Raw genomic sequence first — 22,975 nt, 5'->3', positions numbered from 1 at the left:
GCCCATTTTAAACTAAATTAAACTAAACAAATAACTCTTTAATACCCTGTATTTTGATCCCCTCCACTTATTTCCGGGTTGGCGTCAATTTCATTCTGAGGTATTGGCATAACACGGTGTACTGAAGGATCATAATTTCTGGTGACTCGCAGTGATGGATCTGGATTATCAAAGTTTTCATCCGGGAAAACGGACAGTTCCTGATCGTCCAAATCCCATCTTACCAAATCATCAAATCGTACCTGCTCTCCACACAGTTCAACAAATCTTTCATGTACAATAGCATTAAAAATTTGTTCTTTTGTGTTTACTGGATAACCTCGCGCATCCATAGTTGCCGTGCCATATCTTGGCATGCCTGCTCTATCTCTTATCTGATTTAGGAAATCTACAGCTCCCGCATTATTATTTAGGTTCATTTCAACTTCTGCTTGCATTAGTACAACATCCGCATATCTCAATATTCTTACGTTAACACCGCTGTTTTCAGAAACATTTTGATTGTCATATAATTGTGAAAATTTATACCAAACTGGTCCCCCGACACATCCGGGGCACGGGAATTGAAGGGCATCACCAGGACCATACGTGTTTTCTTCATCCACAAGAATGGCAACATCCAATCTAGGGTCGTCCTCTTCAAATTCTTCAATAATTTTAGTAGAGGGCCTTGCATTAGCCCAACCTGTGTAATCTTGAGATCGGAACGTTACTTCTGATGTGCCTACACCTGTTTGAGCCCATCGTTCTGTTTCAGTACCTACTTCTCCATTATAACCTACTTCAAACATAGATTCATCATTATACTCTCCAGTTTCACTAAAGTTATCACGATAATTCTCTATGGGAAGCAAACTATGATTTACAACATTACTAAAGGCTTCCTTTGCTTCTGGATACATCTCCCTATGTAAATACACTTTTCCCAGCATTGCAAAAGCGGCTTCTTTGGTCACTCGCCCTACGTCAGTTCTTCCTTTTGGCAGGGTTAATCTGGTTGACACTTGTAAATCTGTTATAATTAGGTTATACACCTGATCAGCTGTAGCTCTTGGCTGAGATGACAATGTATTTACAGCATCAGATTTGATAGGAACCCCACCAAAACGCTTTACTAGGTAATAATAATATAGTGCTCTTAAAAAATAGGCCTGCCCTAAGGCATTATCAACATCTTCATCCGAAAAATCTGAAGTTGCTGCATTAGCCCGCATCCTGTCTTCATTGAGTATAACAAAATTAGACGCGCCAATACCATTAAAACAAGCCGTCCAATACAATGCTATATTATCAAGGGTTGCATTAAACTCAAATCTATTATAAGGCGCAAAGTTAGGATCTCCACTAGAGACCACCTCATCAGACATTGCGTCTGGAAAAATATAACCTACCCGTTGATATAAGGTCTGGAATTGGTTATAACTTGCATTTACCGCCGCTTCAACTTGACTTCGAGACTCAAAGAAAATCTCAGGGTTTAATGCGTTAGTATTCTCTACAGCGACATAGTCTTCACATGCCACAAGTAAAACTAAAGAGAATAACGTTGCGCACTTTAAACAATAATTACTAATTTTTTTCATCTTAACAATTCTATTGATTTAAAATTCTATTTGAATGCCGCTCAACACGGTAATTGGTCTCGGTTGTGCACTTCTATCAATTCCTAACCCATCTACAAGACCTTGGGCATTATAAAAAGGCGCTATTTCTGGATCGAGACCTGTGTAATCAGTAAAAGTTAACAAATTCTGACCTTGTACATAAATCCTTAGCTTTTTAATTATGCCATTGCCCGATTTATTTATCCAATTACTGGGAAGGTTATAACCAATGGTAACGTTTCTCAATCTAAGGTAGGAAGCATCTTCAACATAACGGGATGAAATTTCGTTATTGACGTTTGAACCAAACCTAAACCTCGGTATGTCCGTAACATCTCCTTCATTTTGCCATCTGCGCATTACACGAGTACCGTAATTCAATCCGTTATCTAGCCCTTCTAAATAGTAAATATTACTATTGAAGGCATCAACTCCTTGTACGCCATTGAACAACACATTAAAATCCCAACCTTTATATTCTGCCCTAAGATTAATAGCATAAGTAAAATCAGGATTGGGATCTCCAATCACTGCCCTGTCCTCCAAGTCAATTTTTCCATCTTCATTAATATCTACATACCTAACATCGCCTGGTTGTACTGGTACGGCAGTATCGTTGTTATTAGGCAAATACGCATCTACCTCATCTTGTGTAGAATATACTCCATCTGCCACTAAACCAAAAAAGTGAAAAGGTGCTTCATTAAGCGCCAATCTATTCAGAGGTGCAGCAAACGGAGGATTAAGTCTTGCTCTTTCTACTGGTTCATTATTAACGCCGTCTAACCTTGTCACAGTACTTTGGTTTGTTGTTACATTAGCCCAAAAATTCCATTTAAACTCGCCTTCATAATCATTGTAACCCAACGTAACTTCAAAACCATCAACTTCTACAATTCCAATATTACGCGTTACAGAAACACCTGTTAAATTATTACCAAGGACTCCAGAACTAGGCTCTGTGTCTACTGGAACTAAAAGATCTTCACTTTTGTTTTTATAATAATCAACACCAATTTGGATCTGGTCGTTTAATAGGCCAAGATTAAAACCATAATTTTGCTTAATTTGAGTTTCCCATAAGATATCGGGGTTTGGTAAATTATTGGGAGTAATACCTGTAACTGTCTCATTTCCTATAACATAAGGTTGATTTACACCTAGCGTAGATGTGAATGGATTTAAGGTGTTTCCTGTTCTGTTATTTCCAGTTTCGCCGTAACTGGCTCTTAACTTTAAACTATTAATCCAATCCACCTTAAAAAAGGACTCTTTGGTTACATCCCAACCTAAAGATCCAGAAAAAAACCATTGGGACGCATTTCCGGGTGCGAAACGGGAAAATGTATCTCTTCGTCCAGAAACACTTACAGAATACCTATTATCAAACTCATAACCTCCAAGAAACAGTATAGAATTCAAATTATCTTCCAATAATAAGGATGTAGCCCTAGCGTTAGGAGAAAACACCTCGGTAAGGTTTGGCGATTCTATATTATTATCAGAAATAGATGCCGATTCTGTTTTAATTTGCATTCGCTCTGAAACAGCCGAAAAATTGACAGAGTGTTTGTCAAAATCCCTATCATAAGCTAAAGTATTAGTAAGTACCGTCTGAACAACTGTTCGTCTGGTCTTGGAAATAAAATTTATGGGGTTTTCAAATCTACCTCCCGATTCTGCAAAACTTCTATTCTGAGCATCCACGAGCGTTAAATTAGCATTAAGCCCAAACTGAGTTCTGAATGTGAGTCCTTTGGCTAATTTAATATTGGCGTATATACTACCAATAACAGAAGAAAACCTATTTAAGTTATCATTTGTATTCTGAATTCGCACTTGATTTCTTGAATCGTTTAGATCTCCTGAATCAGTTCCACCAAAAAGACCATTTTCGTCAATAATAGGTACATAAGGTGCCTGCCCGATAATGTTCTGCAAAGGGTCTCTACCTTCCGCTCTTTCAGGAAAGATGGTTTCGCTTTGCGCTAAAGCCAAGGTTTGCCCAATATCCATCCAGTCTGCAATGCTCGCATCTGTATTAATATTCACTGTTGTTCTTTCAAAACCGGTGTCTATATACACACCGTCCTGACTAAGCCTTGAAATGCCTACATTAAATTTAGCTTTTTCACTACCCCCATTTATATTAGCACTAATGTTATACATAGGTGCTTGTCTAAAATAGGCATCCTGCCAATCGGTATCTATACCATTACCATCAAATAAGGGATCATCATTTACTCTCTCTATCGGAAAATCTGGCCCTCCATTTTGTCCTGCTAGTGCATTTACTTCTCTCAAGAATTGAATATACTGCGCAGTATTCATAAGGTCGTACCTTCTGTTAAATTCCTGAATTCCTGTAGAGGCCTGCACTGTAAAGGATGCCTTACCTACCTTACCTTTTTTGGTTGTTATTAAAACTACACCATTAGTTCCTCTTGAACCATAAACGGCTAGAGAGGCTGCATCCTTTAAAATATCAACCTTCTCTACACTTGACATATCCAAACTATTGATGCTATTGGTAAAAACACCGTCAATAACATACAGTGGCGTACCATCTCCAAATGTGTTAACCCCGCGTATTTGTATCAGGGTTTGTGATCCTGGAGAACCTCCATTTGTAATGGTTACACCAGCGGCTCGACCTTGCAACGCTTGACCCAAATCTGCCGTTGGAAATTCACTAAGGTCTTCAGATTTTACAACAGAAACAGGTGTGTTTCTTTGCTTCCCGTAGGTTACAATTACCACCTCATCCAGACCGACCAAGTCTTCATCCAGAAAAACGTTTATCTCTTTTTGACCTGAATATGTTACTTCTTTAGAAATAAATCCAACGAAAGAATACAAAATAACATCGCCATTACTAAGATTATCGAGCGTGTACGCTCCGTCAAAATCCGTAACAACACCTTTAGATTGATTTTTTACTGTAACATTAGCGCCAGGTAATGGACCTCCATTTGAAGTAACTGATCCAGTAACCGTTTGGCCAAACATCTGACCTGCAATAGCCAAAAAGAAAACAGCACATAAGTTCTTTAATTTCATGTTAGTTAGTTTAGATTAGATAGCTTTAGTTTGTGGTTTTTATCTTGACAAAAATCAAGTTATTGACGTCTAAAACTTTTGTTGATTGCAAGTTATATTTAGTAATTGCAATAGGAGCATTTTATTTGATGCAATAAATATTTCAAATGTTGCATTTAAACATTTTCTAGAAATAGTTATGTTTTATAGCGTTTTTTAAAAAAGGACACAGGCTCAACATAAAGTGTAAACCAAAAAAGTTTTTAGTCAATTTTCTTGCCCTTGGGCAACTCTCCAAACTGCTTTTTATAACATACTGTAAAATATGATGCAGACAGGAAACCTACCTTATGGGCCACTTCACTCACATTTATATTTTTATCATTTTGAAAAATCACCTTAGACCTTTCTAACCTTACCCGTCTGATAAACTGTATAGGCGACAAGCCCGTTAATAATTTTATCTTTCGATAAACCTGACTCCTACTTAAACAAAGGTGAGAAGACAGTTTTTCTACGTTTAAAGCAGGGTTTTCAATATTTTCAGATATAAATCCTAGAACTTTTTGAATAAAGTCATTATCTAAATCTGCCTCCTTCTTGTCTTCATTTAAAGAAGCTGTATGAGCATTTTTCTCGGTTAGTTTTTCGCTTTTTGACAGAAGCTCCTCTAGAATCACCATTAGCTCGTTATTATCAAAAGGCTTAACAACGTAGGCATCGGCACCTCCTTTTATTGCCTTTATCCTATCTTCGCTAAGGTTTTTTGCTGTAAGTATTACTACAGGTATCCTGCTTAGGTTAGGGTCATTCTTAACTTTTTTACAAAACTCGATACCATCCATAATCGGCATTATCAAGTCTGAAATAATTATATCGGGGGCATGCTCCATAGTTTTAAGCCACCCTTCTTGACCGTCTGATGCAACAACCAAATCGTATTCTTCTTTTAAAATTGATACCAGGTAATCTTGAAGATCCACATTATCCTCTGCAATAAGCAACTTTTTTTTCAACTCTTTTTCTGAAAGAATATCTTCAATGCTATAGGTTTTAGGTTCTAAGTTTGCAGGTAATGGCATGATTCTATCTGTTTGCCTCAAAGAAAATTCATCAGCTTCAAAATACTCTTTTCCATAAGGTAAGAATACCTTAAAAATAGATCCTTTCCCCAATTCGCTCTCTACCTCTATCAAACCCTTATGGAGCTTAATAAAATCTTTAACCATATCTAAACCAACGCCAGTACTTCCATAGTATGACTTATTTAGTTCTCCTACTTGATAAAATCTTTCAAAAATTCTATTGTAATCTTTTTGGTCTATCCCCGGACCATTATCCTTTACACTAATTTCTACAACTGGTACAGGCACATCTTTATTTATCAAAGGCAGTACCTTTTTATTTACAGAAACAATCCTTACTCTGATTTTTCCCTTGTTGGGCGTAACCTTAAAGGCGTTTGATAACAAGTTAAATAATACCTTATCCAATATCCCTTTATCCGCCCAAATATTAAATTCTACATTTTCGTATTTTAAATCTAGTTGAATTGACCTTCTCTTGGATTCTTCGTTAAAAAAACTAAGAATATTCTTGGTGCTTTTTACAATATTGAATTGACTTACTTTTAATTGAAGCTTGTTGGATTGCAGCTTTCTAAAATCCATTAGCTCATTAATTAATCTGGAAAGGCGTTCAGCATTTTTATAAATGATATGATATTTTTGTTGGACAGGTTTTGATACCTCTGAGTTTTGCGTTTCTATAAGCTCCTTTATAGGGTTTATTATTAAGGTAAGTGGTGTTCTAAACTCGTGTGAAATATTTGTAAAGAATTGAAGCTTTTGCTGTTGCAGTTCCACTTTTTGTTTTCTTCGCTCTCTTTCAAGCCTAAAAGTGTTTCTTTCATTTACGCGTTTGCGGTAATAATACATCCCAATGAAAACTAAAAAACCTAAACAAAGAACGTACGCAATGTAGGCCCATATCGTTTTCCACCATGGAGATTGCACCTGTATTTTGAGAATGGCAGAGGCATCATTCCATACATTGTCATTGTTTGAAGCTTTTAACTTAAATGTATAATCTCCTGGCTCAAGGTTGGTGTAAGTAGCGTTCATTTTAGACCCAACGTAATTCCAATCTTCTTCAAAACCCTCTAAAAGATAGGCATATTGATTTTTTTCTGGCCTGGTAAAACTAATGGCACCATAGTCTATGGTAACAACACGCTGATCATGCTTTAAGGATATTATGTTAGTATCACTTTTAATAGCTAAAGGGCTATCCTTATCGCTTTTATTTACACGTTTATTAAATAATTTTACACCTTTAAGATAGGGCTTAGCTAAATAAGGGTTGTAGGCTATATTTTGTGGATTTATAATATTAACACCACTCTTTGTTCCTAAGTATAAATTGTTATTATTATCTAATATTGCCGCTCGATCTGTCAAAAAGTTTTCAAGCAACCCATCATTTGTAGTGAACTGGACAACATCCTTGGTTTCTCGATTAATTTTCAGAACTCCCTGTTTACTACTAACCCACAATTCGTTCTTTACAGGTTCAAAAATGGTATTTACAAATGAAAGATCGAACCCTTCGAGTTGAAAGGACTCAAAACGTTTCTTGTTTCTTTTAAACTCAAATAAACCCCCTCCATTTGTGCCACACCATAGCGTTCCATCTTGTGTTTCATAGATATCTAAAATCCTATTAGAACTTGGATGACCAGCAAATTTAGATGAAATGGAGTCGTTATGGGCTGTAACAAGGTATTCACTATTGTTTTGGTTTTCGATGTGATAAAGCCCTGACGATGTTCCTACCCATATATAACCAGAACTATCGTTGTGCATTACCTTAACATCCTTGTTTACAACTTCTGAACCAGCATAAAACTCCCCACTTGGCGAATGAATTTTTCCTGTACTATAATCAAAGTAAAATACACCCTCCAAAAAAGAACCTATCCAAACCTTACCGCTACCATCTTCAGCAAAACACCTCACTTTATTGGTTTTTAGAACTCCAGAAGTATTTACTTTATTGAAGTTTACAAAAGTTTTACCCCCCTTTTTTAGAAAAAAAAGCCCATCTCCCCAGGTTGCCACCCAAATATTACCTCTGCTATCGATAAAAACATCCTCAATATACAGCCCTTTTTTCAGGCCCGTATATTCTGAGCTTTCATTACCGTAAACATTGGTTATAGTACCAGTAGTAGCATTTAAAATATCAATTCCATTTATTTGCGCTATCCATATATTCCCTTCCTCTGTTTTAGCAAAAGCCTTTATTTCATTGGTATGAATGCTATTTCCCTCCTCCTTCCTTACGACAGACTCAAACTTATTATAGTGTTCATCGAAAAAGCCTAAGCCATTTTCGTAATAACCCAGCCATAGCCTATTTTCATTATCTAAAAACATAGACCAAACAGAATCTGAACCAACGCCATTTCTATTCTTAACGCTATACCAATAGTGCTTTACTAATTCTCCTGCTTGATCCAAAACGAACAGACCTTCATTTTCTACGGACACAAAAACCTGGTCTAAGCCACTTATAATGTCCATGGTGGCACTATTAGGTATATCTAACTTATCAAAAGCAATAAGTGATTTTTTCAAATCAGCTTTAAATGTCCCACTTTTTAATGTTCCGACCCACAGAACCTCGCGTTTATCAACGTGCAGGCTCGTTACATGTTCCTGTAAAACACCATCAACCAGATTTACTTCCTCAAACCCCCCCAATTGATGATATCGCTCCACTTTTAACCCGAGATCTGTAGCTGCGTACAAATTCCCCTTCGCAGAAAACTGTAAATCCAAAACCCCATGTCCTTCTAATCCGTAATCCTTTAACAGACCACTCTCCACATCCAACACCATGATACCATCATAAGTACCTACAAGAAACCTGTTTTCGTATTCAGCGAAACTCAAGACACTAACATAAGCGTTTTCTGAACTGTTAAAATACACAGAGTTAAACCGCTTAAATGAATTCTGCTTTTCGTTATATGCACACAATCCGGCATCCGTTCCTATCCATAATTGCCCAGCACTATCCAGAAACATCGCCGTTATAGAATTACTGTTAATACTATTTTGGTCATCTATATGATGACCAAAATAGGTATAAGAGAAACCATTATATTTATACAAGCCAGCACCATCGGTACCTATCCATAAAAAGCCATGCCTGTCATGAACTATTGAAGTGATTGGGCGTTGAAATATATTTTTTTCAACCATATTGAACTCCAAAGTAGTAAAGTCAATTTGGGAATAACTATCAATCATATTTAAAATGAATATGACTAACAGTATATTTCTATAAAATTTCAGAAAATGACTTTTCATGATTATCATAAATTTTGTTGCATTTAGTGGTGAAATAAATGTAATTTAAAACTAATTACAATAAAATATGTAGCATTTTAAACCTCAAATGTTGCAAAAACATTATTCGCAAATGCTTAAATGCCTTTAAAAACAAGTAAAAGGCTATCTTGTTCTATAAATTTAAATAAACCATAACTATGCGACCGTTTTTATTAATAGTTCTAACTTTATTATTATTCTCTTGTAATAGAGAAGTTGAATTTGATGCCATACTCGTGGAAGGGCCTGCCCCTCAAAGTGTTCAAGCAAATATAGCCTTCAATAATTCAGAACCTCCATTCGAGGTAACTGTAAGTCCTACTGCAATAGGAGCCACGGCTTTTGAAGTACTTTCGGGACTTCCTGGTGACAACACGCCCATTCTTATTGGCATTCAAAAAGAAGTTATGTACCTATACCCAGAATCTGACGAAACTTTTTTTGTCACAATTAGGGCAATTGCACCAAATGGTAAAGTAACTGAACAACTCTTTGAAGTTATACCACCTGCTGACCCCTGTACTCAAATTTTCAGCATGCCAGCCACGTGGGATAATGGTAATATAGCGTTCTCTTTTGGATTTAATGGTGTAGATCTTGCAACAGTTCAAAACCCTGATCCATCAGGAGCAAACCCCGAGGTTTCCAACGTTTTACAAATTACGCAAGACGGTGGAGGAAACTTTGATGGTTTTGGTGTGCAAATGAATGGCCCAATAGATTTTAGCAGTGATGGTGAAAATGATGATAAAATTGTAAGACTCAAGTTTTGGTCAGACACACAAATACCAGTGAGATTAACCGTACAACAGGATCCCAACAACAACACAGAGCGCGAAGCGGAAGTTAATCTTATACATACAGGAACAGGATGGGAGGAATTAAGGTTTGATTTTGCAACAGCCACTGCCGGCTTTACAGGTTCGGGCGCTTTAGGCATCCCTGATTTTACACCTTTTACTCCTACAGGGCAGTATATAAGGTTTCAAATGTTTATTAGTCCCGGCGATGATGTATCCGGTACATTCTATCTTGACGATGTGGGTGTTTGCCCTTAATTATATTCATCTCTAATTAAAAAAGAATTAATGAATTTTCACAATCGTATTCTGCTCCTTTTTGTTTTGAGCATTATAACAGCATGCTCTAACGACAAGTCTCAAACTAATACCCAAGAAAATAAAGAAGCCCCAACTTTTGAAAAAAAGGCCAAAGAGCTCATTGCTCAAATGACCCTAGAAGAAAAGGTTGGGCAAATGAGCTATGAATCTCCTGCCATTGAAAGACTTGGGATACCAGAATACAATTGGTGGAACGAGTGTTTGCATGGTGTTGGCCGTGCAGGAAAAGCTACGGTTTTTCCTCAAGCCATAGGTTTGGCAGCCATGTTTGACAAAAATCAAATGAGTAAAATATCTGAAATTATTTCAGATGAAGCCCGTGCAAAACACCATGAATTTGCATCACGAGGCAAAAGAGGCATCTATCAAGGCCTTACATATTGGACACCGAATATTAATATTTTCAGAGATCCCAGATGGGGACGGGGCATGGAAACCTATGGGGAAGACCCCTACCTGGCCGGCGAACTGGCAGTAAGATTTATAAAAGGACTTCAAGGTGACGACCCTAATTATTTAAAGCTTGTAGCAACAGCAAAACACTTCGCTGTGCATAGCGGTCCTGAAGTTGATCGGCATAGGTTCAATGCGGAGCCAAGTGTTCAGGATTTTTTAAACACTTATAGTCCTCATTTTGAAAAAGTTGTAAAAGAAGCCGATGTATATTCAATTATGTGTGCTTATAACAGTTTCTATGGCGAACCATGTTGTGGGAACAAAAAATTAAGCAGTCTATTACGGGATGATTGGGGCTTTGAAGGTTATATTGTTTCCGATTGTTGGGCTATCAGGGATTTTTATGATGAAGGGGCACACGAAATTAGTGCCGATGCGAAAGAAGCCTCAGCCGTCGCAGTAAAAGCGGGAACGGATTTAAACTGCGGCAGTTCATACCCTGCTTTAGTACAAGCGGTAAAAGATGGACTAATTACAGAAGCAGAACTTGATGTTTCTTTGAAAAGACTGTTGGTAGCGCGACTGAAACTTGGCTTATTTGCACCTGAAGGCGCCGTTAAATATGAGAGCATCCCTTATGACGCTGTAGACTCTGAAAAGCATAGGCTTGCCGCGCTTGAAACTGCTCGTAAATCTATGGTGTTATTAAAAAACGATAACAACGTACTTCCACTTGATAAAAATAAGATTAAAAAAGTTGCAGTAATTGGATCAAATGCAAACGACTTAGAGGTATTACTCGGTAATTACAATGGCTATCCCGAAGAACCAATTACACCACTAGAGGGGTTACAAAATAAATTACCTAATGCTGAAGTGGTTTACGCTACAGGATGTAAATTAGCTGAAGGACTACCTGTTTTTGAAGCTATTCCAAGCACAGTATTATTTACAGATAAAACAAAGAGCATTGCAGGCTTAAAAGCTGAATATTATGACAATATTGCTTTTGAAGGCACACCAAAACACACTCGAATTGACAAAACCGTAGATTTTACATGGGGAACTACACCTCCTTTTCCTGATATAGCTTATGACGCCTACTCCGTAAGGTGGTCTGGTATACTTTCTGTTAACAAGACAGGAAATTATGCCCTAGGCGGTGAAGCTTTTTCATCCATTCAACTATTTTTAGATGATAAGCTTTTGATAGAACGAAAAGATGTACATCACCCAAAAAAATTATATGAATATGTAAAACTACAAGCTGGAAAGAATTATAAAATTCGATTTGAATGTGTTCAAGATAATACAGAGCATTCCCTAATGCATTTGCTTTGGGAATCACCTAAGGATAATTTAGAACAAGAAGCACTAAACATTGCAAAAGATGCTGACGCTGTTGTTTTATGTATGGGTATTAGTCCGTTGCTGGAAGGTGAAGAAATGAAGGTAAAAGTTGATGGGTTTTCAGGAGGAGATCGCGTTAACACCAAATTACCAAAGACACAAACAGATTTAATTAAAAAAATTCAGTCACTTGGTAAGCCTACTATTTTAGTATTACTAAATGGTAGCGCACTTTCAATAAATTGGGAAAATCAAAATATTCCAGCAATTATTGAGGCATGGTATCCTGGGCAAGCTGGAGGCACTGCCATTGCTGACGTTATTTTTGGAGATTACAACCCCGCCGGAAGATTACCTGTAACTTTTTATAAAGATATAAACGACATACCTGCATTTAGTGATTATAAAATGAAAGGTAAAACGTATCGTTATTTTAAAGGAGACCCATTATATGAATTCGGCTACGGCCTTAGCTTTACCAAATTTAAATATAGCAACTTTATAATACCGAAAAACCTTGAAGCTGGCACTGATTTTACTGTTGAAGTTGAAGTTGAAAATGTTGGCCCTTTAAAAGGTGAAGAAGTGATACAATTATATATTGAGAATCCCAATGCAGATGAATACAATCCTCATAAAACATTAGTGGCTTTTGAACGCCTTTCTTTTGAGCCTGATGAAAAGAAAACTTTAAAGTTTAAAATCAAGAAGGAGCAGTTATCCATTGCAAATAACAAAGGAGAAAAAATTGTTAAACCGGGAGCATATCAAATATCTGTTGGTGGATCCCAGCCTTCTGAGGAAAGAATAAAAAATGGGTCTGTGCTTTCTGAAAAACTGATAATCACAGGAAAAGCGTTTCAATTAAATTGATAATTAATCCTGCAAAATTACCCGAAATACCTTTTGGCAACGATTATTTAGATTAATATTTTCTTTTCGAATTTTGCACATATTAAGATTGTAGATCCCTCAAAGCTCCGTCTTGAAAACAATTCAAACAAAAAAATGCTCAAGTAAACTTGGCATTTTTTCTTATTGAACTAGCTACTCGTGACCACGGAGGGATTGCATATCCCTCAAAACTCCACTTTGAAAATGAAAAATTCCAGCTTACAAATTCAAACAAGCTTGATTTGACGCTGGAATTTTTCATTTATTCGTGACCACGGAGGGATTCAAACCCCCGACCGCTGGAGCCGAAATCCAGTGCTCTATTCAGCTGAGCTACGTGGCCGTTCATTCCTGCGAAAGCAGGAATCTCTTTATATTAATTACTTAATTTTGCTTTTACAATGGTTGAAATAGTTTTACCATCAGCTTGTCCCGTCAACTCCTTACTCACCATACCCATTACTTTCCCCATATCCTTCATGCCTTCTGCTCCGATTTGGTCGATTGTAGCTACAACTACTTTTTCAATTTCTTCTTCACTCAGGGCTTCTGGCAAAAATTGGCTGATTATCTCTGCTTCTGCTAATTCAGGCGCCGCCAAATCTTCTCTGCCCTGCTCAATGTAAACAGCGGCACTGTCCTTGCGTTGTTTTACTTGTTTCTGTAACAACTTAAGTTCTTGTTCCTCTGTCAATTCATCACCTGCGCCACTTTCAGTTTTGGCTAAAAGAATGGCAGATTTTACAGCTCTCAACGCAGTTAAAGCAATTTGATCCTTTGCTTTCATTGCATTTTTTAAGGCGACCATTACCTCCTGTTGTAAACTCATATCCTCTAAATTAAAAAGCGATGCGAAGATAAAAAAAAGTTGAATGCCCCACATCGGAAGTTTGAAGAAAATATGTCCTTAGACGACATCAAAAAAGAATCCCGAAAAGCTTGAGGGAAACTTTTCGGGATGATAACATAATAAGGTTAAACACAGAAGGTCTTTACTAATCTACATTGTCATGCAGAAAAGAGTTATTACTTCTTACTTGTATATCGTCATTATCGTCTACACTGATACTTGTTCTTGATATATCGGTTTCCGAAGAATGTTTGGTTTCATCCAAATCTATTCCCTTTCTTTTATAGGCCGGTATCTTTTCTATATCGTCAATTTTTGCACTGTTGAAGCGATAGTTGAAATCTTTCATCTTTAGCCGACGCTCTGCAGCACGCTCTTTTAAAACTTCAGAAATTGGCATATCCATTGGATCCAATTCTTCAGCTTCTTCTTCAACCTGTTCTTCCTGAACGGTCTTCTTTTCAAAAACAACATCTTCATCTATTTCCTCTAAAACCTCTTCAGCCACTTGTTTTTTGTTCATTGAAGACTCTGCTTCAATATAGTCGTCCAGAGCATAGCGCACATCGCCCTCCTCATTGGACTCGGTTACCGTTATTAATTCCACGTAATCATTGACTGGAATCTTTTTCACCTCTTCATCTTCTAAACTATAGGTTATGGCATCTTCAGATTTCTCCTCTGCAGTTTCCTCGGATAACGGCAAATCAAAAGTCAAGGTAATTTGTTGTTCATCATCATCTTCGATAATTTCCTCTTTCTTTTCTTCTATTGTTGCAACTGGAGTGATGATAAATTCCTCCTCGTCCTTGACATTAGGCGTCACCTCTTCATATACCACATCAATATTTTTAATCAATTCTGATGTAGGAATCAAATTTATATCCCTTGGAGCGGCACTTATTTTTTGTTTATCAACAAATGAATTCTCTGTTGAACTCAACTCTTCTTCATTATCCTCTAAGTTCAAAGTATGGCGTACCACAGGAGTCGGTTGTTTTTTTTCTAGTTCAACTACGGGCGCAATAATTACGGGGTCTGCCTTTTGCTTTGCCTCTACTTCATCTTCTAAAGGATGGATAACTTTTTTCGTTTCGGTATTCGAAATTTCATCCTGTTGATCTACATTAAAACCAGTAGCGATGATAGTGACCGAAATAGATTCCTCCAATGCCTCATCCTCTCCAACACCCATAATAATGTTGGCACCATGACCGGCCTCATCTTGAATGTGGTCATTAATTTCACCTATTTCATCAATGGTAATTTCTTGGGAACCGGATACGATAAGCAGTAGCACATTTTTAGCTCCCGTAATTTTGTTATCGTTCAGCAGAGGAGAATCCAATGCCTTGCGAATAGCTTCTTGGGCTCTATTCTGACCCGATGCTAACGAGGACCCCATAATAGCGGTTCCACTATTGCTCAATACCGTTTTGGCGTCATGCAAATCGATATTTTGTGTGTAATAATTTGTAATTACTTCGGCTATTCCACGAGCAGCTGTGGACAGCACTTCATCAGCTTTTGAAAAACCGGCTTTGAACCCAAGGTTGCCATATACCTCGCGCAGTTTATTATTGTTGATAACAATTAATGAGTCTACAACAGCCCTTAAACGCTCAATACCCTTTTGCGATTGTTGCAAACGCATTTTGCCCTCAAACTGAAACGGCATAGTAACGATGCCAACCGTTAAAATATCCTTATCCTTGGCCATCTTCGCGATGATAGGAGCCGCACCAGTACCGGTACCACCACCCATACCGGCAGTGATAAATACCATTTTGGTATTGGTATCCAACATTTGGGAGATTTCATCGAAACTCTCAACGGCCGATTGCTCGCCAACATCGGGGTTGGCCCCCGCGCCCAATCCTTCAGTTAAGTTAACACCTAACTGGATTTTATTGGGAACGCCACTGCTTTTTAAGGCCTGAGCATCGGTGTTGCATACGTAAAAGTCCACACCTTTAATGCCCTGCTGAAACATGTGGTTAATGGCGTTGCTACCACCTCCACCGACACCAATAACCTTTATCACATTGGATTGATTTTTAGGCATATCAAAATCAATGCTTTGGAATTCGTTTTTGCTGCTCATAAATTTTTTCTTTTTTTGGGGTTTTATTTTTAATTCAATGGTTAAATCTTCTATTCAATTACTCCGCGTTATCTAAAAAATCCTTAACGCGTTCGGTTAATTTATCTAAAAAGGAACGGCGCTCCTTAAGAGGTTTTTCAACTGTTTCTTGTCCGTTTTCTTCATTTGTTTCTGTTTGCTCATCAGCGACAATTTGCTCTTGCTCTTCCGCCCTGTTTCGTTCTTGGCGTTTTAGTCCGTCCAGCACCAATCCTACGGCCGTCGCGTATAACGGACTGGTAACATCACTATCGCTATCCCCTGCCAAGTGTTCATTGGGGTAACCAATACGGGTATCCATCCCCGTGATGTACTCCACCAACTGCTTTAAATGCTTCAACTGGCTACCACCACCTGTTAACACAATGCCAGCAATCAGCTTCTTTTTACGCTCTTCGTGGCCATAGTTTTTAATCTCGGCGTACACTTGCTCCACAATCTCAACTACGCGAGCATGAATAATTCTTGAAAGGTTTTTTAAAGTAATTTCCTTTGGCTCCCTCCCTCTTAAACCGGGAATAGACACGATTTCGTTGTCTTTATTTTCACCGGGCCATGCAGAACCGAATTTTATTTTTAGAAGCTCGGCTTGTTTTTCAATGATGGAACAGCCTTCTTTGATGTCCTCGGTAATCACGTTCCCTCCAAAAGGGATTACCGCAGTGTGCCGGATGATGCCATCCCTAAAAATGGCCAAATCCGTAGTACCACCACCGATGTCAATCAAGGCTACTCCAGCTTCTTTTTCTTCTTGACTTAAAACGGCTTCCGCGGAAGCTAAGGGTTCAAGTGTGATCCCTTCCAAACTAAGTCCGGCACTTTGTACGCACCTACCGATATTTCTGATGGAAGACACTTGCCCTACCACCACGTGGAAATTGGCTTCCAACCTGCCACCGTACATGCCAATGGGTTCTTTTATTTCAGCTTGACCGTCAACCTTAAATTCCTGCGGCAAAACGTGGATGATCTCCTCACCGGGTAACATCACCAACTTATGAACCTGGTTAATCAACCTATCAATATCCCCTTCATCTATTACTTGATCAGAATTAGGGCGAGTGATGTAATCGCTGTGTTGCAAACTGCGGATATGCTGACCGGCAATACCAACGGTAACATCTTCAATCTTAATTTCAGCGGCAGCTTCAGCTTCCTGAACAGCCTGCTGGATGGACTGAATGGTTTGTGTAATATTGTTTACTACACCGCGGTGCACCCCCAAACTTTTAGATTTGCCTATTCCCAAAATCTCGAGCTTGCCGTAATCATTTTTACGACCAATCATTGCCACAATTTTTGTGGTCCCTATGTCTAATCCTACCGCTAAATTATGTTCCATAGCTTATGTTTTGGTACAAACCACCTGATTCTCAAATTGTAAATTCACTTTACTATACGCATCCAATGTGTTCTCTTTTAAGCTCTTTTTATAGAAAGCTTTAAAATTGCTGATCTTCTTTTCTAAAAATGTCAAATCCCCAAGGTTTACCATAAACTTGCATTTTCGCAACCTCAAGGCCATATTTCCATTTAGACTTTGATGGATTTCCACCACATGATGTTTCAAAAATTGGTCGTCCTCAATTTTTTTCGCCACCGTATAAATGTGCTTCAAATTGTTTTTTTCAACATAACCCGTAACCAAGGGTACGCGCGCGGTATAATTAGGAGACAAAGGCATATATTGACCTTCATCATCTATATAATATGATGCGTTTGTACTTACTCTCGCAAGGGGTCTTTTTTGTTTAATTTCGGCCTTAAGTGTTCCATTTACAGCAACATACACCTCGGCCGATTTAATCATGGGATTAGAATTCAGGGCATTTTCTAACGTATTCAAATCTAAAGTTTCTTTAGGCACATTTTTAACGCCCTCTTGATTTTGTATTAACAATTTACTAACAGTCTCTTGGGTGATAAAAAGGTTGTCCCCGCCCAAAAAAGAGACCTCAGGTTTGGAAATTATTCGCTCTTCATTTCTGACTGACGAGAATGCAAAAAGACCCACGACTAGCATCAGCAACAGCACCATTTTTATATGTTTCCACTTAACTCGCAATGCTCAATCCTTGTTTAATATGTTTAACTTCTTCCCCAATATCTCCTGCTCCGATGACCAGTATCACCGTGGCCTCACTGGCTTTTATAGCACTTAAAATCTCCCCTTTTTGAATCAACTTCTTATTAGGATTATTTACTTTTCCCATTAACCATTCCGAGGTAATTCCCTCAATAGGAAGCTCCCGCGCTGGGTAAATATCCAGTAATAAAATCTCATCAAATTGCGACAGACTTTCGGCAAAACCATCGGCAAAATCTTTCGTTCGGCTAAATAAATGTGGCTGAAATATGGCCAGCACTTTTTTGGCGGGATACATTTCGCGCACTGCACTGTGTACCGCATTGATTTCCTCTGGATGATGCGCATAATCATCAATAAATACCAAATCTTCGGTTTTTATTTGATACGTGAACCTGCGTTTTACACCTTTGTAACTCGCTAATGCAGAAACCAATCTTTGAGCCTCACAACCATATTCCAAAGCCATAGCGAAAGCCACCAAAGCATTGGACAAATTGTGCCTTCCCGGAAGATTGAATTCAATATTTTTAATTGCCGTTTGTGGCGTTTTTACATCGAAAATGTAGGTTCCATTTTTAATTTTGATATTTAAAATTTCATAATCCGAACCATCTTCAATACCATAGGAAATGCCATTTAAAGGCAACCCGTTTTTCACAAAAAGCTTTCCCTCCTTTTTAATTTTTTTCGAAAAGTCCTCAAAGGATTTTTTCAATTCCGAAGCATCTCCATAAATATCCAAATGGTCGGCATCCATGGAAGTGATACATGCAAAATTTGGCGACAGGGTCAAGAAGGAGCGGTCAAATTCATCTGCTTCAACTACTGAAACGGCATCACCATTTAAAATCAAATTTGAATTGTAATTTTCGCTGATACCTCCCAAAAAGGCCGTTAATTTTACGTCACATTCATACAGTAAATGCCCCAAAATACTGGTCGTGGTAGTTTTTCCGTGGGTTCCAGCCACAGCCAAACAAAAGGTGTTCTCTGTTATCGTCCCCAATATCTGAGAACGTTTCAGTACCGTAAAACTATTTTCCTTAAAATAGTTTAATTGTGAATGTTGTTTTGGAATTGCTGGGGTATAAATAACAAGTGTTTTATCCTTTTCCAGAAATGCCTTATCTACACGATTTAAATCGTCTTCAAAATGAACCGAAATCCCCAAATCTCCCAAAGCTTCCGTAATTTCAGTAGCCGTTTTGTCATAGCCCGAAACATGTTTCCCAATGGACTTAAAATAACGCGCTAACGCACTCATTCCGATACCGCCGATACCTATGAAAAACACGTTATTTATACTATTTAAATTCATTTTTTCAACAATAATTCCACTTCATCCACAATATCTTTTGTAGCATTCACTAGGGCTAATTTTTTGATATTTTTACCAAACTCTCTTTGCTTTTCCTGTGAACTTACCAGCTGAGAAAATTTGTTTTCGAAATCCACATCCAAATCACTTTCCCTTATCATTATGGCGGCATCTTGATTCACTATTGACAGGGCATTTTTCGTTTGATGGTCTTCCGCTACGTTTGGTGACGGAATAAAAATCACAGGTTTCCCAACGATACACAATTCCGAAACCGAACTTGCCCCGGCTCGGGAAATAATGATATCTGCCGCCGCATATGCCAAATCCATTTGATTTAAAAATTCGTACACCTGAACATTATTCATATTACCATAGAGCTTGTACTGCTGATAATACAACTTACCACACTGCCATATCACTTGAACGTTCTGGGTATCTAAAAAATCCAGTTCTTTTTCTATGAGCTCATTAATCCGTCGGGCCCCCAAACTGCCTCCCAGTACCAAAAGGGTATATTTCCCATGTTTCAGCTCAAAATGGTTTTTGGCTTCCACTATTTTATCCTCTACACTGAGCAAATCCTGACGTACAGGGTTACCCGTTATTTTAATCTTTTCCTTTGGAAAAAAACGCTCTAAACCTTCGTAAGCCACACAGATTTTTTGCGCTTTTTTTGACAATAGTTTGTTGGTAATTCCCGGATAGGAGTTCTGTTCCTGAATCAAACTTGGAATTTTGTTTTGAGCCGCCACATATAATAACGGACCGCTTGCAAAACCTCCGGTTCCAATAGCCACATCAGGCCTAAACGATTTAATAATTTTGCGAGCTTTCCATAGGCTACTCATCACTTTCAATGGAAACATCAGATTTTTGAGGGTCAATCTCCTTTGGATCCCTGAAATCCAAAGTCCCTTGATATCATATCCGGCCTGTGGCACTTTTTCCATCTCCATTCTGTCCTTTGCGCCCACAAACAAAAATTTAGATTCGGGGTATCGCGACTTCAATTCATTGGCAATAGCAATAGCAGGGTAGATATGGCCACCTGTGCCACCTCCTGATAAAATAATTCGATATGTTTTCGCTCTAGCCAATTATTAAAATTCCAATTTTCAAATACTAAATTCCAAAACTTCACCTGTCTCCTGTCTCCTGTCTCCTGTCTCCTGTCTCCTGTCTCCTAAATCATATCGTTTCTGATAAAATCTCCAACGGATTATCTTCCCTAATCTCCTGTTCTTTTATTTCTTCGCGTTTTGCGCTCACACTTAAAATCACACCGATGGCCAAACAAGTCATCCATATAGAGGAACCTCCCCAACTGATTAACGGCAACGTTTGCCCCGTTACGGGGAACAGCCCAACGGAGACTCCCATATTCACCAAAGCTTGAAACACAATTGGAATGCCCACTGACAGCACCAATAATTTCCCGAAAATAGTATCGGCCTTTTGTGCTACAATAACCACCCGAAACAACAGCCACAAATACAGCAACATCACAATAAATCCGCCAATAAAGCCGTACTCCTCAACGATTATGGCAAAAATGAAATCGGACTCCGATTGGGACAAAAAGTTCTTTTGAATGCTTTTTCCCGGCCCAACACCATTTACCATGCCTGAAGCGATGGCTATTTTAGCTTTTTCAATTTGAGAACCTGTTTCCTCTTCGCCTGAAAAATGACTCTTGATTCGATTTTCCCAGGTATTTACTTTAACGTGAAGTGCGCCATCCGTATTTTTGGCTACCGCCACGAAAAGACATAAGCCCAATAAGCCTATACCAGAAATAGCACCGAGGTATTTCAATGGATACCCCCCAAAATACATCAGCACCAAAGCCATACTAAAAATGATGGCCGCCGTGGAAAAGTTAAACGGCAGTATTAATCCCAGAACCAAAAACATGGGCAACCAAAGCGGCAACAATGAGCTTTTAAAGGTAATAACCTCCTCTTTCATTTTCGACAGATACCGCGCCACATATATTAACAAGACAACTGATGCCAATGCCGAAGGCTGAAAGGATTTATTCACGATGGGCACGGTTATCCATCGGCTTGCGGCCGCACCATCCCGCACTTCACCTTGGAAAATAGTGATTACCAGCAACACCAAAACCACTGGAATCATCACCAAGGACAAGCCCCTAAAATAACGATATGGGATCTTGTGAATGCCGTACATAATGGAAAAGCCAAGGGCCAAGTGCACAAAATGGGTCACAAAAGAAGAGAAGGTGTTTGCCCCCTTTGCCGTACTATAAATAGGCAAAAACGATAGTATCGCCAACAATGCTACTATCGCCCAGATTAATCGATCGCCCTTTATGTTTTTGAAAATACTTCCCATGTTTTTAACCCTTCCGAATTTTGGTTTATTAGAAAACCAAAATCCACCTTCCCTTCAAAAAGGGAAGGAGTTATTATATTTTATAAGTTTCTTACTGCATTTTTGAATTGACGTCCACGGTCCTCGTAATTTTCGAACAAATCGAAGCTTGCACAGGCGGGTGATAACAATACATTTTCACCAGCATCAGCCACCTTGTAAGCTATTTTCACAGCCTCGCTCATGTATTGCGTTTCTATTATTATATCGACCATGCCCCCAAAGGTTTCCATTAACTTTTGGTTGTCCACGCCTAAACAAATAATAGCTTTTACCTTTTCGTTTACAAAAGGAAAAAGTTCACTATAATCGTTGCCTTTGTCCACGCCCCCAACAATCCAGACAGTAGGCGCATCCATGCTCTCCAAAGCATAATACGTTGCGTTTACGTTGGTAGCTTTGGAGTCGTTGATATACTGCACTTTGTTAATTTTCAGCACATGTTCAAGACGATGCTCCACCCCCTGAAAATTTTCCAAGCTTTCCCGTATCGTTTGCTTTCTAATTTTCAACAAATGCGCGACCGTCGACGCGGCCATGGCATTTTTAATGTTGTGTTTTCCTTCTAAAGTTAAATTCGTTGTTGGCATAATAATTTGGTTATTGTCTATAGTTATAATTAGTTTTTCGTTTTCGTAATAAGCCCCATTTTCAATTTTCTTTTCCAATGAAAATGGCAATAATGTGGATTGAACTGGGTGGCTTTTTAAATGATTCGTGATTGCTTCATCATCCGCATCATAAATCAAATAATCGTCCGAGGTTTGATTCATCGCAATTCTGAATTTGGCCCGGATATAGTTTTCAAATTGATAGTCATATCTGTCCAAATGGTCAGGCGTAATATTGGTAATCACAGCGATTTTCGGTTTGAAATCAACAATGTCATCCAACTGAAAACTACTGATTTCCAGCACGTAATTGTTGAAATCCTCCTCGAGAACCTGCTTCGCAAAACTGTCGCCAATGTTTCCTGCCAAACCGACATTTAATTCATCCTTCAATAGGTGATGCGTCAAAGTTGCCGTGGTTGTTTTCCCATTGCTACCCGTAATACCAACAATAGTTGCTGATGTGAATTTTGAGGCAAATTCAATTTCAGAAACCACCGGAATTCCTTTTTCACTGATTCGTTTTACCAAAGGCACTTTATCAGGAATCCCCGGGCTTTTCATCACCAAATCCCCATTTAGAATTTTGGCTTCGGTATGCTGTTCCTCCTCCCATTCAATCTCATTATGTATAAGAACTTTTTTATAATTGTCTTTAATGATTCCTTTATCAGAAAGGAATACCTCATAGTCTTTTGCCTTTCCCAAAAGTGCAGTACCAACTCCACTTTCACCGCCACCTAAAACCACTAGCCTTTTCATG

Annotated in this window: 13 protein-coding genes and 1 tRNA gene; 2 read left to right on the top strand and 12 right to left on the bottom strand. The window is 38.4% G+C overall.

The window, feature by feature from the left end:
* Nucleotides 1–38 precede the first annotated feature (38 nt).
* The 3 genes from H7U19_RS02080 to H7U19_RS02070 all read right to left on the bottom strand — a co-directional run bounded on the left by H7U19_RS02080 (nucleotide 39) and on the right by H7U19_RS02070 (nucleotide 8,959).
* Nucleotides 39–1,583 carry a RagB/SusD family nutrient uptake outer membrane protein gene (locus tag H7U19_RS02080; protein ID WP_186558177.1) on the bottom strand — a complete coding sequence of 515 codons (1,545 nt, stop codon included), beginning with the start codon at nucleotides 1,581–1,583 and terminating at the stop codon, nucleotides 39–41.
* Between the two features lie 18 nt (nucleotides 1,584–1,601).
* Complete coding sequence (locus H7U19_RS02075; protein WP_186558176.1) at nucleotides 1,602–4,664, bottom strand: SusC/RagA family TonB-linked outer membrane protein; 3,063 nt, start codon at nucleotides 4,662–4,664, stop codon at nucleotides 1,602–1,604.
* Between the two features lie 242 nt (nucleotides 4,665–4,906).
* Nucleotides 4,907–8,959 carry a hybrid sensor histidine kinase/response regulator transcription factor gene (locus tag H7U19_RS02070; protein ID WP_186558175.1) on the bottom strand — a complete coding sequence of 1,351 codons (4,053 nt, stop codon included), beginning with the start codon at nucleotides 8,957–8,959 and terminating at the stop codon, nucleotides 4,907–4,909.
* Between the two features lie 239 nt (nucleotides 8,960–9,198).
* On the opposite strand from H7U19_RS02070, the gene H7U19_RS02065 reads away from it, so the two are divergent.
* A complete protein-coding gene (locus tag H7U19_RS02065) occupies nucleotides 9,199–10,098 on the top strand; it encodes a hypothetical protein (RefSeq protein ID WP_186558174.1) in 900 nt (299 codons plus the stop codon).
* Nucleotides 10,099–10,128: 30 nt separating this feature from the next.
* Nucleotides 10,129–12,780, top strand: coding sequence for a glycoside hydrolase family 3 C-terminal domain-containing protein (locus H7U19_RS02060; protein WP_186558173.1), 2,652 nt, complete (start codon nucleotides 10,129–10,131; stop codon nucleotides 12,778–12,780).
* 290 nt (nucleotides 12,781–13,070) lie between these two features.
* On the opposite strand, the gene H7U19_RS02055 is transcribed toward H7U19_RS02060, so the two are convergent.
* The 9 genes from H7U19_RS02055 to murD form a co-directional block, all read right to left on the bottom strand.
* Nucleotides 13,071–13,144, bottom strand: a tRNA-Arg gene (locus tag H7U19_RS02055).
* Between the two features lie 33 nt (nucleotides 13,145–13,177).
* Entirely contained in the window at nucleotides 13,178–13,630 is a 453-nt protein-coding gene (locus H7U19_RS02050; RefSeq protein WP_186558172.1) for a GatB/YqeY domain-containing protein, read from the bottom strand.
* A 166-nt stretch (nucleotides 13,631–13,796) separates the two neighbouring features.
* Nucleotides 13,797–15,755 (bottom strand): cell division protein FtsZ, encoded by a 1,959-nt coding sequence (gene ftsZ / locus H7U19_RS02045; protein WP_186558171.1) that lies wholly within the window; start codon nucleotides 15,753–15,755, stop codon nucleotides 13,797–13,799.
* Between the two features lie 58 nt (nucleotides 15,756–15,813).
* Nucleotides 15,814–17,136 (bottom strand): cell division protein FtsA, encoded by a 1,323-nt coding sequence (gene ftsA, locus H7U19_RS02040; protein ID WP_186558170.1) that lies wholly within the window; start codon nucleotides 17,134–17,136, stop codon nucleotides 15,814–15,816.
* 3 nt (nucleotides 17,137–17,139) lie between these two features.
* Nucleotides 17,140–17,859: a cell division protein FtsQ/DivIB gene (locus H7U19_RS02035; protein ID WP_186558169.1), complete on the bottom strand. Its 720-nt coding sequence runs from the start codon at nucleotides 17,857–17,859 to the stop codon at nucleotides 17,140–17,142.
* Nucleotides 17,849–19,201: a UDP-N-acetylmuramate--L-alanine ligase gene (gene murC / locus H7U19_RS02030; RefSeq protein ID WP_186558168.1), complete on the bottom strand. Its 1,353-nt coding sequence runs from the start codon at nucleotides 19,199–19,201 to the stop codon at nucleotides 17,849–17,851. The genes H7U19_RS02035 and murC overlap by 11 nt, the downstream gene beginning before the upstream one ends.
* On the bottom strand, nucleotides 19,198–20,301 hold the full coding sequence (gene murG / locus H7U19_RS02025) for an undecaprenyldiphospho-muramoylpentapeptide beta-N-acetylglucosaminyltransferase (RefSeq protein WP_186558167.1): 1,104 nt from the start codon (nucleotides 20,299–20,301) through the stop codon (nucleotides 19,198–19,200). Before murG ends, murC begins: the two co-directional genes overlap by 4 nt.
* Before the next feature lie 91 nt (nucleotides 20,302–20,392).
* Nucleotides 20,393–21,562 carry an FtsW/RodA/SpoVE family cell cycle protein gene (locus tag H7U19_RS02020; protein ID WP_186558166.1) on the bottom strand — a complete coding sequence of 390 codons (1,170 nt, stop codon included), beginning with the start codon at nucleotides 21,560–21,562 and terminating at the stop codon, nucleotides 20,393–20,395.
* An 80-nt stretch (nucleotides 21,563–21,642) separates the two neighbouring features.
* On the bottom strand, nucleotides 21,643–22,974 hold the full coding sequence (gene murD / locus H7U19_RS02015; RefSeq protein WP_186558165.1) for a UDP-N-acetylmuramoyl-L-alanine--D-glutamate ligase: 1,332 nt from the start codon (nucleotides 22,972–22,974) through the stop codon (nucleotides 21,643–21,645).
* Between the last annotated feature and the right edge of the window lies 1 nt (nucleotide 22,975).

This window comes from Hyunsoonleella aquatilis (genome assembly GCF_014270105.1).
In the GTDB taxonomy this organism is placed as follows: Bacteria; Bacteroidota; Bacteroidia; order Flavobacteriales; family Flavobacteriaceae; genus Jejuia; species Jejuia aquatilis.
This window is presented reverse-complemented; position numbering and strand designations above follow the sequence as displayed.